Source organism: Acinetobacter sp. YH12227, from assembly GCF_013417785.1.
Lineage (GTDB): Bacteria > Pseudomonadota > Gammaproteobacteria > Pseudomonadales > Moraxellaceae > Acinetobacter > Acinetobacter gandensis.
Genome location: NZ_VPDH01000046.1, coordinates 1 through 22,743 on the forward strand (window position 1 = coordinate 1; position 22,743 = coordinate 22,743).

Below are 22,743 nucleotides of genomic sequence, written 5' to 3' on the forward strand. Positions count from 1 at the left end.
TACTTCATGTACAACCATCATTTTAAAGGCGAAGCTATAATCACGTTGTGTGCGTTTAACTCGTTGTTCTTGTGCATGTTCCATAAAATAAGTCTCTTAAGGTGTAAACTTATTTCAGGACGGGACACAGCGTAAAAACAAAAAGCCTCTGAATATTCAGAGGCTTTTTTTTCTCTTTTTTGCTCAGAACAAACCTGATATTAAGCTTCTGTCGCCACTGCAATTTGACCAAACTTTCCTTGATTAAAATCATCAAAAGCTTGAATAATTTCAGCTTTACTGTTCATCACAAATGGGCCATAACCTTGAATAGGTTCATTTAATGGTTCTCCGCTTAACAATAAAAACTTACTGTCTTGAACAGCTTCCAACTGAATCGCTATATCGTCTTTAGCAAACATGACCATAGAGCTATCTAGCACTTTTTGACTTGCATTGACCAGCACCTCACCACTGAGTACGACCAAAATGGTGTTATGACCTTCAGGTACATGTAAAGTGGTTTCATGCGCAGCTTTCAGCTCACCATCCCACACATTTATTGCACTAAAAGTATGAGCAGGGCCAGTTTGACCTGAGGCTTCACCTGCAATGATGCGAATATGACCAGCATTGTCTTCAAGCTCTATCTGAGGAATATCCGCAGCACGTAGCGCTTGATAACGTGGTTGAGTCATTTTATCTTTGGCAGGTAAATTCACCCACAACTGCACCATTTCAAATAAACCACCTTGTTGGGCAAAGTGTGTCGAATGAAACTCCTCATGCACTACACCAGAGCCTGCAGTCATCCATTGCACATCACCAGTTTGAATGGTTCCGCCGCCACCGCTTGAATCTTTATGAGTCACCTCGCCACTATAGGCCAACGTCACCGTTTCAAAACCACGATGTGGGTGTGATCCTACCCCATGTTGTGCAGTAGTTGGGTCAAATGAATATGGTGCAGCATAATCCAAAAGCAGGAATGGGCTAATCGCCTGACCAAGACGATCATAAGAAAATAAGCTTTTAACAGGAAAGCCATCTCCTACCCAGTGCATTTGCTGGTTACGATACACACCAATAACTTTTTTCATCTTTTGCTCCTATATTCAGTGGATCTGATGAACATGTAGTTATTTTAGTTATTCCCTAGTCCAATCACCATCTATCAAACAATATTCAATATCTCATATTTAGAACAATTAATGATTTTAAATGCTTTTATTTAGCTCGAGCCATTGAAGTTGAATCGCCTATTCTTGCAAAAAAAATTCATACACTTGCATATTATCCCAAATTTATGATTAAGCTTCTCATCACAGTCGGTTCTATTGTCCTGTTTTTGCCATTATTCTGATTTAGGCAACTTCATCTTCACCCTGCAATTGGGGTGAAAAAAACAAATTTGAATGAGGAAAATATAATGGGCAAACCTTACGTACGTTTAGATAAGGACAACGCAGCAGTTCTTCTCGTTGACCATCAAACAGGTCTACTTTCATTGGTTCGTGATATCGACCCAGATAAATTTAAAAATAACGTGCTAGCACTTGCTAGCCTTAGCTAAATATTTCAATCTTCCAACAATTTTAACTACAAGCTTTGAAGACGGTCCAAATGGCCCGCTTGTTCCTGAACTTGTAGACATGTTCCCAGACGCTCCTTTCATTGCTCGTCCTGGCCAAATCAACGCTTGGGACAACGAAGATTTTGTTAAAGCAGTAAAAGCAACGGGTAAAAAACAACTCATCATTGCAGGTGTCGTGACTGAAGTTTGTGTAGCTTTCCCTACACTTTCAGCACTTGCTGAAGACTTTGACGTATTCGTAATTACCGATGCGTCTGGTACGTTTAACCAGATGACACGTGATGCTGCATGGGATCGTATGTCACAAGCTGGCGCTCATTTGCTAACTTGGTTTGCTGCTGCGGGTGAATTACATCGCGATTGGCGTAATGACATTGACGGTTTAGGTGCATTGTTCGGTGCGCATATCCCTGATTACAAAAACTTGATCACAAGCTATGTAAAAAACACTGCAAAATAATTTATTTTGCCAATAAAAAAAGCGGTCTTCGGATCGCTTTTTCATATTAAGCCCCGCCACATTCACGTATGATTTGGGCATAACTTCCATTTTTGGATATAAATTTAGGTGATGTATGCACTCATTTGATGATTATTACTACTTTTATCTGGTGGTGAAACACGGTGGTTTTAGTGCTGCAAGCGAAGCATCAAATATAACTAAATCTAAACTCAGTCGACGCATTTTAGACCTCGAAGCAAAATACAATATTACGTTAATTCAGCGTTCTACACGACACTTTAAGGTCACGACATTAGGCCAAGAATTGTATGAAGAATGCATAAAAATAATTCAGCAAGTCGACTGTGCGCACAACGTGCTGTTAAAACAAAAAAGTGAACCTGAAGGATTGGTTAAAATTAGTTACCCACCTGTCATGATGGAACGTCAAATTCGCCCGTTACTTAATCAGTTCCTTAAAAATCATCCTAAAGTGCAAGTTGAGCTTGAACTATCTAGCCGTCGGGTTGATGTATTACATGACGATATTGATCTCGCCATTCGTACCAATTTTGCTGAAAATGAAGACTCTAGCATTATTGTACGTGACGTAATTAAAACCGTGCATTGTTTAGTGGTTAGCCCTGAGGTCTTACAAGGGCGTGTACTTGAGCATATTACCGAGTTAAGTGAATTTCCAAGTATTGTGTTAGGGACACAAAAAAATCGCCACCAATGGCATTTACATCATTTAGCGCAACAAGAACAAATTGAAATTTCACTCAACCCACGCATCAAAAGTAATGACTTGGCTGGTGCCTATTATGCTGTTTTAGATGGTTTAGGGATTGCCGACCTGCCTTATCTCACGGTCAAAGACGATATTGAAGCCGGACGCTTAATTCACCTTTTCCCCGAATGGTGCTCAAATGTCGGAACCATCCAGTTGGTCTACGCTTCACGTAAAGGGCAACGTTTAGTGATGGAACAATTAATTGAGTATTTGGTCGAAGGTATTCGTGAATATGGCCCTCAACATGATGGTTATTTAATTTAATCTTTCGTATGCATAAAAAAGCCAGAACAATGTCCTGGCTTTTTGTATTTCAGTCAAACTGAATCGATCTTAGATTTTACCAACCAAATCAATTGATGGTGCAAGTGTTGCTTCACCTTCTTTCCATTTCGCTGGACATACTTCACCTGGGTGAGCATGTACATATTGTGCCGCTTTTACTTTACGCATTAATTCAGATGCGTCACGACCAATACCGCCTGCGTTGATTTCAACGATTTGGATTTTACCTTCAGGATCGATAACAAAGGTACCACGATCTGCAAGGCCATCCGCTTCAATCAATACGTCAAAGTTTTTCGCTAAGGTCCAAGTTGGATCGCCAACCATTGGGTATTCGATTTTCTTAATTTCTTCAGAAGAATCATGCCAAGCTTTATGCGTGAAGTGTGTATCTGTTGATACTGAGTAAATTTCTACGCCCATTTTTTGGAATTCAGCATAGTGATCAGCAAGATCGCCTAATTCTGTTGGACATACAAATGTGAAATCAGCAGGATAGAAGAATACAACAGACCATTTACCGTAGAAGTCTTTTTCTGAAACTTCAACAAATTGACCATCTTTGTAAGCTGTTGCGTTAAATGGTTTTACTTTAGTGTTAATTAAACTCATGTGATATTCCTCTAACTCATTTCAGGTTTGTTTCTCTGTTGAAGTTAGAATACGAAAAATATTATCATAGGTAAAACCGTACTTTTTTATAAAAACTATCGGTTTTTTAGATTAATTATTTATATTAACATTTCGAGTTTAATCGACGCTTCCAATCCATAATCTATTCACTCAATGCTGCACACAGTACTGGCTAACATTTAGATACACATAAAAAAGCCCTCAATATTGAGGGCTTTTTGGATGATGATTTACCGTTTTAAAAATTAAAATGGTAAGTCGTCATCTAAATCCGCTGCTGCAGGTGCTGGCGTTGGTGCAGGTTGTTGCTTCGGTGCAAAACCACTTGGGTTGTTATTGCCATAGCTGTTGCCTTGAGCAGGTTGGTTATTTCCATAACCACCTTGGTTGCCGTAGCCGCCTTGGTTTTGGTTATTGTTATAACCACCTTGTTGGTTGTTAAAACGTGGTTGGTTAAACTCACCGCCTTGACCTTGCTCGCCTTGTTGACGGTTGTTATCCAACATTTGCATCTGTTCACCACGAATTTCAGTGGTATAACGCTCTTGACCATTTTGATCAGTCCATTGGCGTGTACGTAATGAACCTTCAATATAAACTTTAGAACCTTTACGCAAATATTGCTGAGCAATTTCACCTAAACGGTTATGCAACACAATACGGTGCCATTCAGTTTGCTCTTTACGCTCACCCGTATTTTTATCAGTCCACGAATCACTTGTCGCGATTGAAAATTGGGTTAATGAACCACCATTTGCAAAAGTTTTAGTTTCTGGGTCTTTACCCAAAGTACCGACTAAAATGACTTTATTTACACCACGCATCAGACGTATTCTTCCTATTTATTTCTATTATTTACTTTATAAGAGTTATGCTTAAATGGCTACCTCTTTCCCTAACAAGTGCGTTAAATGTTGTCGCGCAGATTCATCAATTTGCTGCTTATCCACTTTTACGTAAGCCACTTGTTGGTCAGACATCACCACGACCTCTTCAATACCACGAATTGCCAAAAGCTGAGAAGTCCATTCATCTGTTTGTTTGTCATCCGGTAAGCTAAATACCATTGACGACAGATAACGCGGCTGTGCCAAACCAAAACTAATCAGCAACCATACAATCGCTAAGGCCGTTAAAATCCCCCAACCCATCGCTGTATTGTTTAGCACTAATAGTTGTCCACCAATCATCCCGCCAAAAAATGCACCGAGAAATTGACTACTCGCATTCACGCCCATTGCTGTTGCTTTCGACTGAATCGGTGCTGCTTTTGATAACCACGATGGCAACAATGCTTCCATCACATTAAAGGCAATGAAGAATAAGCCTAAACCGAGCAACAGAATATATTTCGATTCAAAACCAAATATTAAAATGCCTAAACCTAGGATAATGCCGCCAATTGCCGTTAAGAAAATGCCACGCATTTTGCGATATTTTTCCGCAAAAACAATACTTGGAAAAGCAAACAACAGACTCAAAATCAATAATGGCAAATACACCAAACCATGTGAGCTAAGCGGAATTTGGGCAAAATCAATTAACTGTGAAGGCACATAAATAAACATGGCAGTGAGTAATAAATGCAATGCAAAAACCGAGACATGTAAACGGTTAAGATCACCCATTTTCAACACTTGTTTCAGCTGTGCCACATAACCTTGCTGAAAGTTACGATGGTGACGAGTCACTTTTGGCACCAATAGCAACATTGAAATGGCAGCTAGGCCCATAATGGTTGTCACCCAAAATAGTCCTGAGATTCCCACTAAACCAGTGAGCCAAGGGCCTAAACTGAAGGCTACAGCAAAAGACACACCAATACTCATACCCATGGTTGCCATGGCTTTCATACGATTTTCTTCGCGGGTCACATCGGCAAGTAAAGCCATGACCACCGCTGAAACTGCACCACCGCCCGCAATTGCACGACCAATAATCACGCCATAAATGCTGTCCGACATGGCTGCAATTGCACCACCTAACGCAAACAGCAATAGCCCAATAACCACCAAAGGCTTACGACTATAGCGGTCCGCAATTAAACTAAATGGAATTTGTAAAATCGCTTGAGTTAAACCGTATACACCGACTGCAAGACCAATTAATGCAGGTGTCGCTCCTGCATACTCCTGTCCTGCTACAGAAAATACCGGAATAATCATGAACAGCCCCAGCATGCGCAAGGCAAATATGCTGCTCAAAGCAAAGGTTGAGCGTCGTTCAAGAGCATTCATCATAGCTGGTTAAAAATTCATTAATCTTGGAATGGGATTATAGGACATTCAGCGTGCAGCGAAGCAGGATTTTTATTTAAATTAAAGATGATCATCATCTAAAAAACAAAAAGCGCAGCCAGTGCTGCGCTTTTGTAAGCCTTTCAAGCTTGAGCAGGGATTAACCGCCCAATTGTTGTTGACGTTTTTTATATTGGATTGAGGCGATCACGGCCCAAACAATAAATGCCACGCCAATCAGACCAGTTACCACTTCAGGAACGTGTACACCTGTACCACTCGCTAACATGATGAATGCAAGTGCACCAATGGCATAATGCGCACCATGTTCAAGGAAGATATATGCATCTAAAGTGCCTTTATCGACCAAGTAAATCGTCATTGAACGTACGAACATCGCACCAATTGCAAGACCTAACATGATGATCACAACGTCAGAGGTAATCGCAAAAGCACCAATTACACCATCAAAACTGAACGATGCATCCAGTACTTCAAGGTAAAGGAAGCCACCAAAGCCTGCTTTGATCACGCCCGTTGGCGCTCCATTCGCATCGTGACCAACCGCATTACCATTTTCATCAACTTCAGGTTCACCACCCAGTAAGTGACTCAATACTTGTACACCGATATAAATCACAATACCCCAGATACCCGCCATAACCACAGCAAGACGTGTTTCTTCAGCGATATTTGCCGCCATTACTAAAAGTGCAATGAGCGCAATAAATACCGACATGGCTGGAACGTTCGCAAGATTTGCCAAATGACGTTCTAACCAACGGAACCAATGAGTATCTTTACCTTCATCTAAGAAGAAGTTTAAGAACACCAATAAAAGGAAAGCGCCACCAAATGCAGCAATTTCAGCATGATGTGCCATCAACTTGGCAGAGTATTCAATTGGATTATTCAGTGCCAATTGCACCACTTCCATTGCGCCCATGTCCGCCGTTACAGCAACAATGACGATTGGGAAAATCAAACGCATACCGAATACAGCAATCACAATACCCACGGTTAAGAAAATCATTTTCCAGAAATGATCCCAACCACGGAGTACCGATGCATTCACCACAGCGTTATCAAATGATAATGATACTTCCATCACTGCCAAAATTGCAGTAATGGTCAAAGCCGTAAACATGGCCTGTAAGCCCGCATTTGGGCCATGCGTAAAGCCCCAATAAGCAGAAATAGCCAGACACACGATCGTAAAGAAGATAGAGAAACCAAAATGTTTCATCATGGTAGATCGACCTGTTTTTTCAAAATAAGAGTAAAACTAAAACTAAAGATAGAGTTGAGTTTTATGCCGCGATTATGACGCTTTTTATGATCGAAACCAAAAAAATCTTCGTTACATTTTGAATAAACACTCTAAGATGAAACATTCTATTCTGATGCCACCATATGGCATGCACATGCTTCATTGATTGAATTTGTAGGAAGATCCAATGCTTTTTTCGCAAGATGTTTGGCAACGTAATGCTGAACTGTATCAACAAATTTTAAATTTACCGTTTAATCAGGAACTGGCTCAAGGCACATTAAGCCGAGATGCCTTCAGCCATTATGTGATTCAAGATGCCCACTATCTTTTGGCCTATGGTCGTGCCTTAGCTGTATGTGCCGCAAAAGCCTTTGATGCGGATGATGTCATTCAGTTTTCTGAAGGGGCAAAAATTGCAATTGTAGTTGAGCGCAGCTTACACAATGACTTTATGCAAGGCTTTAACATCAGCAAAGAAGAATTTGAAAATACACCACTGACCCTTGCCTGCCACCATTACACTTCATTTTTAACCGCAACAGCCTGGTCAGAAAGCTATCCAGTTGTTTTGGCTTCATTGTTGCCATGTTTTTGGATTTATGCTGAAGTAGGTAAAGCCATTGTGAATCAATCAGTACCAAACAACCCTTATCAAGCATGGATCGACACTTATTCAGGTGAAGAATTTAATACCGCAGTGAACAATGTCATTCACACGATTGATAAAGTCGCAGCGACTTGTGATGCTGACACCTTAACCAAAATGCATAAAGCCTATACCGATGCCGCTAAATTAGAATGGATGTTTTGGGACAGTGCCTACCAACAACGGACTTGGCCTATTTAAAATAAAAGCTATACATATAACCGTCTTTACCCTAGGACGGTTATACAAACAGATAATAAATTTAAAGACTAAAATTAACTTTTAAAACGATACCACCCTAAGAAAATACCAACGCCAATCATTACTAAAAAAATAGCAAATTTGGCTTCGCGTGTTTCACTGCGAATACGGTGACGATCTTGTGTTTCTTCGGATTGGAATTGTGATTTCATTAAAGGATCAAGATTGGCAATGGTCTTTAAGTCTTTAGGTTTTTCACCTTCACCTAAGACGATATATAAACCTTTCACATCCATTTCATGCATTTGCCCCAGTTCAATATTAAGCTGCGTGGATTGTGCATTATATTCAGGCACCCAGTCTTCAACTCTGGCATAGACGTGTGCACGACTCACATCAAACACAGAGGCATCCTGAATCGTTTTACCAGTTTGATCCTGAATTAATTCTGCAAAATCTGAATATTGCGAAAATGCAAATTCTTTCTTATTCGCTAATCGGATTCCCTCGAAACCATATTCGTCAATTTTTTTGGCAGGATTATTTTTAAATAAAATACCTTGAGGCTGTACTTTAAAATCTAATACTGTGTCGTCAGGAACTTGATTGGTCTGCAACACCATATAAACCACCGACCACATTTGAGCATTAGGTGCAATAGCCGATGCCTTTACGCTATAACTTTGTCCCGCTTGTGGTTCAATAAACTGCTCAAAGCCAAGAATTTTGGTATCTTCAGCCCAAGCCATCACCCCTGTGCAGAGCCCCAACAAACAAATTAAAATTTTTACCCACATAAGTTGCTCTTGTATTATTTATAAAGTCATTTTTTTGGCCATTATAGTGATTTAATGTGTGATAAACATCACACTCATATTTAATAAACGATTGGAAAAAATGAATATTTTTTAATTTTTATGCTGTTTTATTAATCAAAGTTCCAAATACCATTACAGACATTTTTAAGCTTGAAAACTTTGCCAAGTATAAATCAAGACCGCTGCGGCAATTATCCAACTTACGGTTGCCACACTCAAACATGCCACGAGGCTTAAACGTGTAGCCAACACATAAACCATCAGCAAATAAATGAAATATGGAATCAGTGACCATATGCCAAAAAGTGCAGTTTTCTGTAAAGCCGCCGCTCCTTGATCACTGGCTACAATCACATGTGCAATCAAAGCAAAAGTCGGAAATAACGGAACTAAGCCAGCAATATAAAAAGCCTTACTTTTAGACAGCAGAGCAATCAGCACCACGACCAGCGCGCCCATTAAACTTTTTAAAAATAAAGACAACATGCTTATATTCCATTAGCAAAAACTCGCCTAGTCTACTCCTGACTTAGTGTTGAAATAACCTCAATAAGCACTTTCTGTTTAAAAAATCAAAGTCGCTATCGAATTAGTCTTCAAGTGGCTTTTCGCATTGTCCGTTTATTTACACCAAAGACTACTGGTAAAGCGCGCTTTTTGCTCCAAAGCCATTTGTTTAAATTGCGCTTGAACTGTTTGATCATCATCCGTCATTAGGTGTTGGTTGGCATCCACCAGAGCCAATACATAATCATATTGTTTCGGTATTTTGTCGCAAGCTAGATGCTTTTTTCTGTATCCGTCTTGGCTTGTCCTAATTCAGCAATATATAAATCGATTTTTTCATTTTCAAGATTCAGCGCGGTCGTTGCTTCTTGCAGAGTGTTGTACTTTTCGACTTTCAGGTGGCTTGTTTCCGTACACGCACCCAATAAAAATGTAGCCATCAATACGGCAACACAGCCTGTTACTTTTACTAAAACTGTCATCTTTCGAATTGTCCTGTCTTGATGACACCTGAATGCGCGCTGGCATTTCCGTGATCAATCAAATTTTGTTTCGGCCTTTTTCTCACAAAGACATGCATAAATCTAGGTTTAATTTACACTTGAACAATTTTCATGCGCTATCATATACAAGTTTTTCGATGAAACTTTTCAGGACCCTTGCATGAGCCAAAGTCATATCCGTATTCGAGGCGCACGTACCCATAACTTAAAAAATGTGTCACTCGATATTCCACGCGACAAGTTTGTGGTAATTACGGGACTTTCCGGTTCAGGTAAGTCCTCTTTAGCCTTTGATACCTTATATGCCGAAGGCCAACGCCGCTATGTGGAATCGCTGTCTGCTTATGCGCGTCAGTTCTTATCACAAATGGAAAAACCGGAAGTCGATTCGATTGAAGGCTTGAGTCCCGCAATTGCCATCGAACAAAAATCGACGAGTCATAACCCGCGTTCTACGGTCGGCACAATCACCGAGATTTATGACTATTTACGTCTGCTATATGCACGTGTCGGCACACCGTATTGCCCTGAACATGACTTACCGATGGTGGCTCAAACCGTGTCGGAAATGGTTGATGCAGTTAAAGAGCTAGAAGAAGGTACAGCACTGATGCTGCTCGCACCTGTAGTACGTGACCGTAAAGGTGAATACACCAACCTGTTTGAGCAATTACAAGGTCAAGGTTTTGTCCGTGCCCGTGTCGATGGTGAAGTCATTGATATTGATACCCCACCTGAACTAGATAAAAAGAAAAAGCACACCATTGAAGTCGTCGTTGACCGATTCAAAGTCCGTGATGACTTAGGTAATCGTATTGCCGAAAGTTTTGAAACTGCACTGCGTTTAGGTGGCGATATTGCCATTTTGTCGTGGATGAAAGGTGAAAAAGAAGACCGTGTGTTCTCCGCGAAACACTCTTGTCCTGAATGTGACCGTGCTGTCGGTGAACTTGAGCCACGCCTATTTTCATTCAACAACCCCTTTGGTGCCTGCCCTGTTTGTGATGGCTTAGGAACCCGCAGCCATTTTAGTGCCGAAAAACTCATTCCAAGTCCAGATGTATCAATTAGCCAAGGTGCGATTCGCGGCTGGGATCGTCAGCGTCCGTATTACTACAGCATGATTCAAAAGGTTGCCGATCATTTTGGCTATTCTTTAGAAACGCCGTGGAATGAACTCGATGCCGAGACCAAAAAGAAATTCCTTTATGGTACGGGTAAAGAAAAAGTTGACCTCAGTTATATTGATGAACGTGGTCGCTCACACAAACGTGTGCAAGCGTTTGAAGGTATTTTGCCTCACCTAGAACGTCGTTACCGTGAAACAGAATCGAACTATGTCCGTGAGGATTTGGCGCAGTATTTATCCAATGCTGCCTGTGATGCCTGCGATGGCTCGCGTCTCAATGAAATCTCACGTAATGTAAAAATTTTAGATAAGACCATCGCACAGATCACCAAAATGTCGATCGGCGATGCTGAAAGCTACTATCAAGACCTCAACTTAAGCGGTGCCAAAGGCGAAATCGCTGATAAGATTTTCAAAGAGATTCGTGAACGTCTGCATTTTTTAGTTTCAGTGGGTTTGAACTACTTAAGTTTGTCACGTTCTGCCGAAACCCTATCCGGTGGTGAAGCTCAGCGTATTCGTTTGGCTTCGCAAATTGGCGCGGGCCTGATGGGCGTAATGTACGTGCTGGATGAACCCTCTATTGGTTTGCATCAGCGTGATAATGACCGCCTATTGGAAACCCTAGTACGCTTGCGTGACTTAGGTAATACCGTACTAGTTGTAGAACATGATGAAGATGCGATCCGTGCCGCCGACCATATTATTGATATTGGCCCAGGTGCAGGTGTGCATGGTGGTCATGTGATTGCCGAAGGGACTTATGATGAAATTTTGGCAAATCCAGATTCATTAACTGGTCAATATCTATCAGGAAAGCTCAGTATTGATGTACCGAAAACACGCACACAACCGCCAAAACCTGAAGAACAAATCAAGTTGATGGGTGCTGCGGGTCATAACCTGAAAAGTGTCGATTTGACTATTCCTCTAGGTGTAATGACTTGTGTAACAGGTGTGTCCGGTTCAGGTAAATCAACGCTAATTAACCGTACTTTGTTACCGCTTGCAGCGACTCAATTGAATGGTGCAACCACATTAACGGCTGAGAAATTTGATTCGATTGATGGCTTACAATTCCTCGATAAAGTCGTGGATATTGACCAAAGCCCAATTGGTCGTACACCACGTTCAAACCCTGCAACTTATACCGGTTTATTTACCCCTATTCGTGAACTGTTTGCGCAAACCCCTGAAGCCAAAGCACGTGGTTATGCGGCGGGTCGTTTCTCATTTAACGTGAAAGGTGGTCGCTGTGAAGCCTGCGAAGGTGACGGCATGATTAAAGTCGCAATGCACTTCTTACCTGATATGTATGTGCCTTGTGATGCCTGCCATGGTAAGCGCTATAACCGTGAAACTTTAGAAGTTGGCTATAAAGGTCGTAACATTTCTGATGTATTAGAAATGACGGTTGAAGATGCAATGCATTTCTTTGACGCTATTCCTGTGATTCACCGTCGTTTGGAAACCTTAAACCAAGTTGGCTTGGGTTATATCCGTTTGGGTCAGTCTGCAACCACGCTTTCTGGTGGTGAAGCGCAGCGCGTGAAATTGGCACGTGAGTTGGCGAAACGCGATACTGGCAAAACCTTGTACGTGCTTGATGAACCGACGACAGGTCTACACTTCCATGATATTGCCAAGTTGCTCGACATCCTGCATGAGCTACGTAATAAGGGCAATACCATTGTGGTGATTGAGCATAACTTGGATGTGATTAAAACTGCCGATTGGGTGATTGATTTAGGCCCTGAAGGTGGTGCTGGCGGCGGTATGATTATTGCCGAAGGTACGCCAGAGCAAGTGGCGAAGAATAAAGTATCGCATACAGCGAAGTTCTTAAAGCCGATGTTGAAGTAATTCAATCCTCCCCAACCCTCCTTTAATAAAGGAGGGAGTATTCCATTATTAATTCAGTGGAGTTCCCCCCCCTCTTTTTCCTTGCGCCATATATGGCTCAGGGTTAGGGGGAGATTTAGTTCTCTAGTCGAGTTATCAGATAATCCATATAATTTTTATAAAATTCAGATTCTTTTCCTTTTTCTTCATAGATTTCAGTGATCATTGTTCTAAAAGAAGCTTTAAAATTTGAGGCAGTAGGCCTTTCGAGTATTTTTTTTACTATATAGCTACTATTAATATCATTAAATCTTTCATCTTGGAGGATTTGAATAAATAACAGTTCTTTCCATTGTTGTTTATTCGCTTTTTCTACGGATAACTCATCCTCACTACTTCCAGCGCCATTAACAAATATTTTAAAAACAGCATCAACTAGAATTGGTAAATGTTCAGAACTCAACTCAAATTTTTCAATATAATCTTCAAAAACGGGTCTAATTTCACCTAATTGATTTATACCTATAAATGATCTTCTATTTCTAATCATTTGTTCATGTATCCACTCACATGTAATACATTCTAATTCGATCGCTTGATCGGAATGCCCAAATAGCTCTAGAAGTTTAATTGCAAAACTTATATTTCCTAAATTTTCTAAGCCTATTACTTTTTTTGTTATTTCAAATAAATCTTTAGGAAAATTTTCATCTGCTTGCAACTTCCAAAATTTCTTAGTTATTGCATGAAAACTTTTTGTATAGCCATTATTTTTTTCGGATATCAATTCAGAACTAGCTAACTCTTTTAATAAACCGAAATCCAGTTCATCTACTTGATCAAACCATTTTTTGAACTCACTAAGCCATACATCAGAATGTATAAAATTGTACGAAATATTCTGTAATGCTTTATATGTTTTAACTTTCCTCTCAGACCAATCTTTTTGATTATCTTCGAGAACCAATTGGATATCTTCCCATTGAAAATCATATTTAACACCAAAATCAGAAATGAAATAACCTTGTAGAATTCTAGTTAGAATAATTAGTTTAGTGGAATCGGCCACCACTTTAGGTAGTTGATCTAGAAACTGGCTATACAATTTTATGACTTTTTGAAAAAATCTAAAATTATGAATCTCTAACTCTTCAGCAAATTTAATCATCAAATTAACTAAATCATCATCTATATCTTTTGTATTTGCACGAATCAAAGGTTCAACAGATGTAATTTTTATGGTTTCATCAATCAACTTTTCTTTATATTCAGCATATTTTTTCTTATTCTCTCCTTCAGCTTTATCTTCATCTAAAATCAAAACGACCTGACAATTTCTTTCTAGTTTAAGCTGATTTGCCAAGCCCATGACATCTTTTATATCAAGCTTGTTTGACATACGTTCAAAGTCATCAAAGCAGATAATCGCATCTTTAACTTGAGCATATAACACGGATTCAAAAATTCGTGCAGAAGAACTAATTCCATATTCGCTGCTCGTTAGCTTAACCTCTCTTAAAGCTGTAAGTCCCTTTTTGATGAATGTAGGTATTTCAAAGTTCTTTGTGGACTCTTGATTAAAGTAATTACTACTCATATTTGTGGATATAGCAGCTTTAAGATCAGATAAATTTTCTATACCAAACAAAGAAACATAAGCATATTTTTTATCAAAAAAACTCTTATGTTTAAGCCTTACGGACAGTGGTAAATACTTCCTTTCCTGTTCTTTGATTGATTGAGCTTTTAAAAAACTATTCCAGAAGAAAGTTTTCCCAACTCCCCAAGACCCCGTAATCGAAATTGCTATTCCTATATTTTCATTTTTTCTAAAAATTTCTTCTAACCGTTGTTTTTGAGACTGATTCATTTTCTTGAAATATTAAAGACTTGTATACTTTATATCTGCAAAAAATCATAAATTCAATCACATAACTTTCGACATGAATGTCGCCTGTTTGACTGGGACAGCACGGATGTGCCCTCAGTCAAACAAAAGCATTTTGCCTACTTTTGTGCTTTCAAAAGTAAGATAAATCCTACGCAATGAAAATAACTCCAAATGCAAAATAAGGACGTGTAAACTCAAAAAATTAACGTAAATAATGAAACACACCTAACTTATCCAACACATCCAACGTCAACTGCTTACGCTCCGCCACATCATCCCCTGCTGCCATCTGCATATTCAAACTAAACGCTGTAATCTTGCCATGACCATCATCTACCCAACCGGTATACCACCCAACTTGCGGCTCTACATCCATACCCCAACCACTCTTGGCATATAACTTCGCATCCCCACGGCTTTCAATATAAAGCATGTCTTTGACTTGCTTCTGTACAACAACATCAAAAGGCAAGGTTTGTGTGGCAAGTTGATAAGCAAATTGGACTTCTTGCTCGGGCGTGATTTTCAGCGGCCCGACCAACCAGAAGTTATCAACTTGCTGGCCAATATTACGATTTCCAAAACCTAACCGTTTAACTTCCTGTTGCATTAACGCCAAGCCAATTCACCTTGCCAGTTCCTGATAAACAGGTACAGCGGAGGCCTGCATCGCCTCGCCCAATGTCAGGTCTTTTTCCCAAGTGGGAAACGCACGCTTTTCGCCATTCCATTTAAATATTTCACTCTTGGTCGCTTTAGCATGCTGTAGACCAATTAAAGCATTCAACATTTTAAATGTAGAAGCTGGAATATATTCTGTTTGCGCACGTTTTAAATCATTACCATATTGCCGCAAAGTTGAACCATCAAAGGTCACAAACACTGCCTGCGTCTGCGCTTGATTGAACAAAGCAGTAATCTCTTGTACCCGAATATCGGCGGCTTGATTATTTATAGCTGTAGGCGAAGTGGAATGTGCTGATTTCATAACACTCACCTGCTTAGTACAGCCATATAGCCCGAAAAAAAGCACAAATAGAACTGATATTTTTTTCATGTGATTATTTTTCAATTTTGGATTCAGTTAAAATTATAAAATGTGAAGTAAGCCAATACTGTTTCTTTTTATCCTCAATCGCACTTATCATATCTCGGTCAATCATCGGTATAGATGACACATATTTATATTTTTCTCATTCAACAAGAATAATCAACAATGAATAAATTTCTACTTTGTTTTGGTCTTTTAATCTGCCCGATCGCAAGTTTTGCCGATGGCTACCTCAATGAATATATGGTGCTGTTTGTTTCTCAAGAAGATCCTGATCTCAGTCCTTGGAAAGACCTCCCACAATGTATTGCACACAGCACGCCAACCGCACAAAAAGGTATTTTTGAAAACCAATATACCTATGCAAATGGTGATGCCCTCACTACGATATTCTTAAGCTCAGATAAAATTAAAAATGGCGAGTGTGAACATCTCATTCATTTTCCTGATGATATTAAAGGCTCAGGTGTATTTGAAAGTTATTACCCTAATGGCAAAAAACGTAGTCAGATTGAATATCAAGATGGGTACTATCAAGGAAAAATCTCTGTACACGACAAAAATAGATAACTCATTGAAATAATGTCACAATAATTGTTTTCTAACGACGAATACTATGATACATCTCAATGAGTTATATCTTATCTTAAACAAATCTCTAAAATGGAACAAGTCACATTTAAAGTGCTTTGCGCTCATCATGCTTGTGATTATTTTAAAGCAAACATGTAATCTTTCTTCTGCATCTAAAGCCTTGCCCATCAAGTGCTTACCACAATCATTTTATCGACGTATGCAGCGCTTCTTTGCAGGTCAGTATTTTGATTATCGTCAAATTTCTCAGTTGATTTTCAATATGTTTTCATTCGACCAAGTGCAACTGACTTTAGATAGAACCAATTGGAAATGGGGAAAACGAAATATTAATATCCTGATGCTCGCAATCGTTTATCGTGGAATAGCGATACCTATCCTTTGGACATTGCTTAATAAACGTGGAAATTCAGATACGAAAGAGCGCATTGCTTTGATTCAACGCTTTATAGCCATTTTTGGTAAAGACCGTATTGTGAATGTGTTCGCAGACAGAGAGTTTATCGGTGAGCAGTGGTTTACATGGTTAATTGAACAAGACATCAACTTCTGCATTCGTGTTAAAAAAACTTTATTGTCACCAATCATTTAGGAAAGAATCATAAAATTAGTGATTTATTTCGCCATCTTCAAGTTGGTCAAATTGAATGTCGTAAACGACGGATTTTGGTTGGTCGGGTGAAACTATATATAAGTGCACTACAATTAGAAAATGGAGAGCTTTTACTCGTCGTTTCTCCTCAGTTTAATGCCAATGCTATTCAGGATTATGCATTACGCTGGGAAATTGAAACCTTATTCAGTTGTCTCAAAGGACGCGGGTTTAATCTTGAAAATACGCGCTTGACAGACCCTAGACGAGTGAAAAAATTGATTGCGGTGTTAGCTATAAGCTTCTGTTGGTGTTACTTAACGGGTGAATGGCAACATGATCAAAAAAAAGCGATAAAAATAAAGAAGCATGGACGACTCTCAATGAGTTTATTTCGCTATGGTTTAGACTATGTTCAAATGGCGATTCAGCGTTTAATTGGTTTTGGGAAAAAAGAAGAGTTTAAGGAGATTTTGGCAATTTTAAGAAGGCAGAAGCCTGATAGGATAAGGGTTCTGTGAAATTTGTCGTGTACAGAGAGGAAAAATACAGTTTTGGTTTGCCAACGGTTTGAAGGAACAAGAAAGCGCAATCATCAATGGTGAGTCTGAGGGTGATTACAAGATATGGCATCCCAATGGGCAAATTGCGCTATCCATGAAATATAAAAATGGAATTGAAAGTGGTATACGCCAGCGCTGGTATCAAAATGGTAATCCTTGGACCTACGCAACATTCCAAAACAATAAATTGATTGGCGATTTAAAAATGTGGTTTGAAAATGGAAAATTGGAACGTCAAGGGTCTTACCGCGATGGTGTGCGCCATAATATTTATAAAATTTGGTATAACGATGGGCAACCAGAAGCAGTCTTGCAATACAATTTAGGTAAGATCAGTTCTGCACAATGTTGGAATAAAACAGGCACTTCATTTTCAGGGCAAGCCTGTTCAAATCGTTATAAAGACGAACAATAGACTATACATAGAGTAAGCAAAATATCGTGATTAAGACGATACTTGGTCACGACCCGCAGCTTTTGCTCTAAACAGTGCTTGATCTGCGCGCTCTAATAAACTGATCCAACTGGTTGCACCAACCGTAACACCAATACTCACGGTAATCGCCAAATGTGGAACTTCGCTGGCAATACTTAGCGGTGCTTGTTGAATGTCTAGTCGAATGATTTCTGCAATTTCTTGGGCTTTATCTAATTCAATGCCCTCAATAAGCACCAAAAACTCATCGCCGCCATAACGTACAACCAAATCCGAAGATCTTACATGTTGACGCAGTTGATTCGCGACATGTTGGATCACAACATCACCAACGATATGCCCATATTGATCATTCACCTGCTTAAAGTGGTCGATATCAATAATAATTAAAGTTGTTTGTTTAAACTGCGAGGGTTGAGACTCACGGAACTTAATGTATTCATCCAGTGCAAAACGATTAGCTACACCTGTTAAAGAGTCTGAATTGGCAATATGTTTCAGTTGAAACTCTAAGGCATCACGCTGCTGCAACATATTTTCAATACGATGAATTGCATCAAATAAGCTTAAAAAATCATTTTGTATTATCTTCTGATTGACCTCATTCAATGCCACGGGCGGCTGTGGATGTCTAGCCAATTTAAACAACTGATAACGTGCACGAATGAGTGGCTCAAACACCCATTTTTTTGCATAAATCATAGTCATCACGGCAGTCAGCAGTGAAACCAATGATAAAAATAGCGTGAAAAACAATTTATCGCGTGCATTATTTTTTTGATCGTCCGCAACTTTTAAACTGTAATCTAGAATATAACTCTGTAATTTGACTACGGTCACGAATTTATCCACCATCGCATCTGTCAATTGAGTACCATCTAAACTGTAGGGTTCCTGCTGTGTGCTTTGCTGTACTAATCCAGCAATAATGGGTAAACCCTTGTCAAGAAATTCAGTTTTTACCGCATTATGCAGTTGGCTAAACTCATTGGTTTTATCATGTTCTGATTGCACCACATGAATCAGTTCCCATAAATAACGCGCTTGGCGCTGAGTCTGTAAAGTATGTGCTAAATTTCCTTCAGGAATTGGCTGTTGAAAAGATACAGCCGCCATAATATTTGAAGCAACACGACCAGCTTGATCTCGCAGCTCCGCAAGCAATAAAATTAGGGTGTAATAATTCGATACTGGCGTATCTTTACCATGTGAATAATTAACTAATTTTTGTAGGGCGATGTAGCTTTGGTCCCAGGCCTGAAACATGCTAATGATGGCATGATCAAGCTGTTCTGCATGACGCTGCTCCCTAGGCAAAGCAATATAAGCATCCACAGTACGGCGACCTTTATTGAGATAAGGTGCAAGATTTGACTCTAATTGTTGAGCAATCGGAGTAAAGCCTTTCTGCTTTAAAGTGTTTACCGTGTTGCGATACTGCTGGTCTACCCCTTCCCGATATTGTTTTAATTCTACAATTTTTTCTTCACGCTGCTTGCCATGACTCGACATAGCACTATTAGCCGGTGCGCGCTCACGTGAAATTTGATTGGAAAGGTCGGCCACCATTTTAAGCATTTGAATTTCTTTCAATGCTTCAGCGCTTTTCACATAATTTTGATAACTACTGACAATGAGCGGCACACTGATAAAAACAATGGACAACACAATGACCAGCATGGCGATCTGTAGCCGACGGCTAATATGCTCAGTTCTTAAGGTTTCCATCTAATTTATGCCCCACTGCTGCATACCCCATAAAATGCCGTAGGATTGATTCATCCTCATCGACATTTTTCGCTATAAAATATAATAAAAATTTATAAAAACTATAATGAATATATCTAAGTCTAAATCTTATACAAAAGTGAATAATCTGTCACATTCTTCCGCAAAGATATTTGAAAAATAATGACTTTATCAGTTGAATGAAAAAAATGCGTATTTTTTTCTAAATAGTTCCTTATAAAATATTTACATGCGCAATAAATTGGTGCACAATGCACCGCATTAGGGCACGCTAAAGTCATTCCTCAGCAGAATATTTTAGTTTCCCGAAGATTTTGGCTAAAAAATCCTGATTTTTCTATAAAATCAGGATTTTTTTTGCCTATTACTCAGAGCTGAGAACAATCAATCTTGAAAATAAGCATCATTTTGGTGCATTTTTTAATATAATCATTCATCTTTATTTTTTACTTTATCTTTCAATAAAAATTTTTAAACAAAAAAAAGCCCAACCTTGGGGAAAGCTGGGCGAATAAAAAACAAACTATGGAGAATCAGGGTCAAAGTCACACTTTTAAGCTGTGTTCTGACTCGATTAACAAATTATGCTGTATTAAAAACCTGATGTAAAGCCTAGTAATCCACTAAGGTATGAATTACGCCTCATTTAAATAATTTTTATGTGACCAATACATCAAATACCCAAAAGAAATGTATATTTATTATGCAATAAAACTGATTTTGCCTAACTTATCAGCGCTTATTTATCAATTCAGTCGCTTAAATAGGCTCAAAAGCGTTATTATTCACACTATTTTTAAATGTTTTTTTGAATTAAAAAAAATTTATAATTGGTTTTTCAAATCAAAAAATGACTGATTTTTTCAAGTGCCTACCAATTTTTAGTTTTTTTTCTTTTCTTATTTAATTGTTCTCAATGATATTTTTAGTATGACTACGCAGTTAGAGTAAAAGCTGCATTTTTTATTATGAAAATTTGCTTTAATTCAAGCCTTGAATAATAACCTTTAAGATCATTGACTTAATGTTTTGTTACAATACAATGCCTAATGTTTAATCCATTTGTAACAACTGGTAGAAAATCATGAAAAAACTCGGTTTAGCCACTGCTTTATTATTAGCGATGACCGGTGCTCAAGCTTACCAATTCGAAGTACAAGGTCAAGCAGAATACATCGACACAACTGCAAACGACAAAGACTTTACTGGTGGTGTTCAAGGTACTTACTACCTTAAAAACGTTGACTCTACAAAAGGTCCTTTAGCTGAAGCTGCGTTCCTTAACCAAGCATCTAACGTTTCTGTAGCGTATAACTACGGCGAAGTTGGTTCTAAAGGCACTGACGTTGTTGCTCATAACTTTGGCGCTAAAGCTGAAGCTTATGTTCCAACTAAAGTTGTTCCTGTATACGCTAGCGCTTCTTACAGCCACACTATCCTTGACAGCAAAAATGCAAAGAACACTGACAACAACGGTGACCGTTATGCATTAGAAATCGGTGCGCTTCCAACTCAAAACTTCTTAGTTGCTGTTGGTTACACTAGCGTTGCTGATCAAGCTGCTGTTGATGCGTTCAACGTAATGGGCAACGGTGTTGCTAAAGCTGCTGCTGAAGCTACAACAATTGGTCAAGACCAAGATGCAATCACTGCACGTACTAAATACGTTGGTGCAATTGACGATACAAATATGGCAATCGGTTTCGAATCTGGCATCATCTACGGTGATGACACAGCATTCCAATTAAAAACTGATCTTTTTGTAACGCCTAAATTAAGCGTTGGTGCTTCTTACGCTGAATCTAGCTTTGCTGGTACTCCAGACTCAGCTTGGGGTGCAAACGTAAACTACTTCATCACTCCTGCTGTTGCAGTTGGTGCGAGCTACGTAAATGCTAACTATGAAGCTGAGAAAGGCCAAGTATTAAACTTCGGCGACACTCAAACTGTGGGCGTAAATGCTAAATTCCGTTTCTAATTCCATTTAGAAGCTGAAATAAAAAAGGACGCAATTGCGTCCTTTTTTGTGTCTTACATTATTCTTGATCTTTAGATTTATGATGATTGGGTACATGGGCAATATATTGTAAAGCGATTAGCCTCGATACAATTAAAGCCAGATACATCACACCACAAAACATTTGCAGCATGGCCAATACTCGCGCAGGAGCACTCATTGGCATTAAATCAGACAAGCCTGTAGCCGACTGTAAACTAAAACTCAAAAATAATAGATCAAGCCAAGACTGTAAGCCGGGCTCCGCTGGATTCACGAAACTATCGGGATAAATTAATTGGCAAATGCTATATAAAAATGCAAAAGCCCATGCAATTAAGGTAAAGACAGCACCCGCTGCAAACAACTCATCTTTGGTCAAATATCGGTCTGCAAACATATAGCGTAATACCCCATAAGCCGCACTCAAATACGCACAGGCTTCAAAAGCATGGGCAATAATCTGAATATTCGGGTCGTTTACCCCAAACATAATCAGGGTCGAAAATAGCACCGCACATCCGACAAAACTCAGCCCCAAAATCGTAAACATCGGCGTTTGTCGAATGACTTTAGCAATAATCAATAAAACCAATACGCCCAAGACCCATAATAAAGCACGGAATGATGGACTCTCACGGGTAAAAGCTGTGAGTACCAAAATCAGAAATTGTGTGAGTAACAACCAGGCCGAAGGCAATAAGCGAAACCCTTTCCAAAAATCTACCAATCCTTGCATTGTTCATTTTCTCAATATGCTTTGGGCGAATATTCAAATTGTTCTTATCACGAAATTTATGCTTAATCTCGAAGCCAAACATTTATTCTAAATTAGCATGAACATCTATTTTTTCTGCAAATATTTGTTGATGTCATCACATTCATTTCTCTCCTATCCTAAGTATTTGCGCTTACAAATACGGTCATAAAAGGTGATGTAAATTTAACCACAAAGGTACAAAGTAAAAAAATGCGTTGTATGGGAAGAA

At 39.1% G+C, this 22,743-nt stretch carries 19 protein-coding genes and 2 pseudogenes; 8 read left to right on the plus strand and 13 right to left on the minus strand.

Annotated features, from left to right (window positions below; all coding sequences use genetic code 11):
• Positions 1 to 200: 200 nt before the first annotated feature.
• Positions 201 to 1,079 (minus strand): pirin family protein, encoded by an 879-nt coding sequence (locus FTV09_RS11135; RefSeq protein WP_180058348.1) that lies wholly within the window; start codon positions 1,077 to 1,079, stop codon positions 201 to 203.
• Positions 1,080 to 1,408: 329 nt separating this feature from the next.
• On the opposite strand from FTV09_RS11135, the pseudogene ycaC reads away from it, so the two are divergent.
• Both ycaC and FTV09_RS11145 read left to right on the plus strand, forming a co-directional pair.
• Positions 1,409 to 2,033, plus strand: a pseudogene (gene ycaC, locus FTV09_RS11140) (isochorismate family cysteine hydrolase YcaC).
• A gap of 115 nt (positions 2,034 to 2,148) precedes the next feature.
• On the plus strand, positions 2,149 to 3,072 hold the full coding sequence (locus tag FTV09_RS11145; RefSeq protein ID WP_067761524.1) for a LysR substrate-binding domain-containing protein: 924 nt from the start codon (positions 2,149 to 2,151) through the stop codon (positions 3,070 to 3,072).
• A gap of 69 nt (positions 3,073 to 3,141) precedes the next feature.
• Here FTV09_RS11145 and ahpC read toward each other — a convergent pair whose 3' ends face one another.
• The 4 genes from ahpC to FTV09_RS11165 form a co-directional block, all read right to left on the minus strand.
• The gene (gene ahpC / locus FTV09_RS11150; RefSeq protein ID WP_180058349.1) at positions 3,142 to 3,705 is read right to left on the minus strand and encodes an alkyl hydroperoxide reductase subunit C; all 564 of its coding nucleotides are present in this window, start codon (positions 3,703 to 3,705) and stop codon (positions 3,142 to 3,144) included.
• Between the two features lie 266 nt (positions 3,706 to 3,971).
• On the minus strand, positions 3,972 to 4,550 hold the full coding sequence (gene ssb, locus FTV09_RS11155; protein WP_067761528.1) for a single-stranded DNA-binding protein: 579 nt from the start codon (positions 4,548 to 4,550) through the stop codon (positions 3,972 to 3,974).
• 51 nt (positions 4,551 to 4,601) lie between these two features.
• On the minus strand, positions 4,602 to 5,966 hold the full coding sequence (locus tag FTV09_RS11160) for an MFS transporter (RefSeq protein WP_180058350.1): 1,365 nt from the start codon (positions 5,964 to 5,966) through the stop codon (positions 4,602 to 4,604).
• 157 nt (positions 5,967 to 6,123) lie between these two features.
• Entirely contained in the window at positions 6,124 to 7,212 is a 1,089-nt protein-coding gene (locus FTV09_RS11165) for a DUF475 domain-containing protein (RefSeq protein ID WP_180058351.1), read from the minus strand.
• 208 nt (positions 7,213 to 7,420) lie between these two features.
• Between FTV09_RS11165 and tenA the strand changes: the two genes are divergently transcribed.
• Positions 7,421 to 8,083: a thiaminase II gene (gene tenA / locus FTV09_RS11170; protein ID WP_180058352.1), complete on the plus strand. Its 663-nt coding sequence runs from the start codon at positions 7,421 to 7,423 to the stop codon at positions 8,081 to 8,083.
• Between the two features lie 74 nt (positions 8,084 to 8,157).
• Here the strand turns inward: tenA and FTV09_RS11175 are convergent, their stop codons facing one another.
• From FTV09_RS11175 to FTV09_RS11185, 4 genes are all read right to left on the minus strand, one after another.
• A complete protein-coding gene (locus FTV09_RS11175; RefSeq protein WP_180058353.1) occupies positions 8,158 to 8,880 on the minus strand; it encodes a hypothetical protein in 723 nt (240 codons plus the stop codon).
• A 165-nt stretch (positions 8,881 to 9,045) separates the two neighbouring features.
• Positions 9,046 to 9,387, minus strand: a complete 342-nt coding sequence (locus FTV09_RS11180; RefSeq protein ID WP_067761538.1) for a GlpM family protein — start codon at positions 9,385 to 9,387, stop codon at positions 9,046 to 9,048.
• Positions 9,388 to 9,522: 135 nt separating this feature from the next.
• Positions 9,523 to 9,645, minus strand: coding sequence for a hypothetical protein (locus FTV09_RS18090; RefSeq protein ID WP_257222885.1), 123 nt, complete (start codon positions 9,643 to 9,645; stop codon positions 9,523 to 9,525).
• 35 nt (positions 9,646 to 9,680) lie between these two features.
• Positions 9,681 to 9,890, minus strand: coding sequence for a hypothetical protein (locus tag FTV09_RS11185; RefSeq protein WP_180058354.1), 210 nt, complete (start codon positions 9,888 to 9,890; stop codon positions 9,681 to 9,683).
• Positions 9,891 to 10,071: 181 nt separating this feature from the next.
• Between FTV09_RS11185 and uvrA the strand changes: the two genes are divergently transcribed.
• The gene (gene uvrA, locus FTV09_RS11190) at positions 10,072 to 12,903 is read left to right on the plus strand and encodes an excinuclease ABC subunit UvrA (RefSeq protein ID WP_067761542.1); all 2,832 of its coding nucleotides are present in this window, start codon (positions 10,072 to 10,074) and stop codon (positions 12,901 to 12,903) included.
• A gap of 115 nt (positions 12,904 to 13,018) precedes the next feature.
• Here uvrA and FTV09_RS11195 read toward each other — a convergent pair whose 3' ends face one another.
• Together FTV09_RS11195 and blaOXA are read right to left on the minus strand one after the other, a co-directional pair.
• Positions 13,019 to 14,752 carry a KAP family P-loop domain protein gene (locus FTV09_RS11195; protein WP_180058355.1) on the minus strand — a complete coding sequence of 578 codons (1,734 nt, stop codon included), beginning with the start codon at positions 14,750 to 14,752 and terminating at the stop codon, positions 13,019 to 13,021.
• Between the two features lie 223 nt (positions 14,753 to 14,975).
• Positions 14,976 to 15,761 (minus strand): annotated as a pseudogene (gene blaOXA, locus FTV09_RS11200) (class D beta-lactamase).
• Between the two features lie 228 nt (positions 15,762 to 15,989).
• Here blaOXA and FTV09_RS11205 point away from each other — a divergent pair.
• The 3 genes from FTV09_RS11205 to FTV09_RS11215 all read left to right on the plus strand — a co-directional run bounded on the left by FTV09_RS11205 (position 15,990) and on the right by FTV09_RS11215 (position 17,988).
• Positions 15,990 to 16,394, plus strand: coding sequence for a hypothetical protein (locus FTV09_RS11205; RefSeq protein WP_180058356.1), 405 nt, complete (start codon positions 15,990 to 15,992; stop codon positions 16,392 to 16,394).
• 46 nt (positions 16,395 to 16,440) lie between these two features.
• Positions 16,441 to 17,531 (plus strand): IS4-like element ISAba1 family transposase gene (locus FTV09_RS11210; protein WP_180058357.1). Its coding sequence is split into 2 segments (ribosomal slippage): positions 16,441 to 16,981 and positions 16,981 to 17,531, totalling 1,092 coding nucleotides; the frame shifts between segments, so codons are not numbered across the junction.
• Between the two features lie 49 nt (positions 17,532 to 17,580).
• Positions 17,581 to 17,988: a toxin-antitoxin system YwqK family antitoxin gene (locus FTV09_RS11215; RefSeq protein ID WP_180058358.1), complete on the plus strand. Its 408-nt coding sequence runs from the start codon at positions 17,581 to 17,583 to the stop codon at positions 17,986 to 17,988.
• Positions 17,989 to 18,018: 30 nt separating this feature from the next.
• On the opposite strand, the gene FTV09_RS11220 is transcribed toward FTV09_RS11215, so the two are convergent.
• Complete coding sequence (locus FTV09_RS11220; protein ID WP_180058359.1) at positions 18,019 to 19,737, minus strand: GGDEF domain-containing protein; 1,719 nt, start codon at positions 19,735 to 19,737, stop codon at positions 18,019 to 18,021.
• A 1,105-nt stretch (positions 19,738 to 20,842) separates the two neighbouring features.
• Between FTV09_RS11220 and omp33-36 the strand changes: the two genes are divergently transcribed.
• Entirely contained in the window at positions 20,843 to 21,736 is an 894-nt protein-coding gene (omp33-36, locus tag FTV09_RS11225; RefSeq protein WP_180058360.1) for a porin Omp33-36, read from the plus strand.
• Positions 21,737 to 21,794: 58 nt separating this feature from the next.
• Here the strand turns inward: omp33-36 and FTV09_RS11230 are convergent, their stop codons facing one another.
• Positions 21,795 to 22,493: an ion channel gene (locus tag FTV09_RS11230; protein ID WP_067761555.1), complete on the minus strand. Its 699-nt coding sequence runs from the start codon at positions 22,491 to 22,493 to the stop codon at positions 21,795 to 21,797.
• Positions 22,494 to 22,743: the final 250 nt, after the last annotated feature.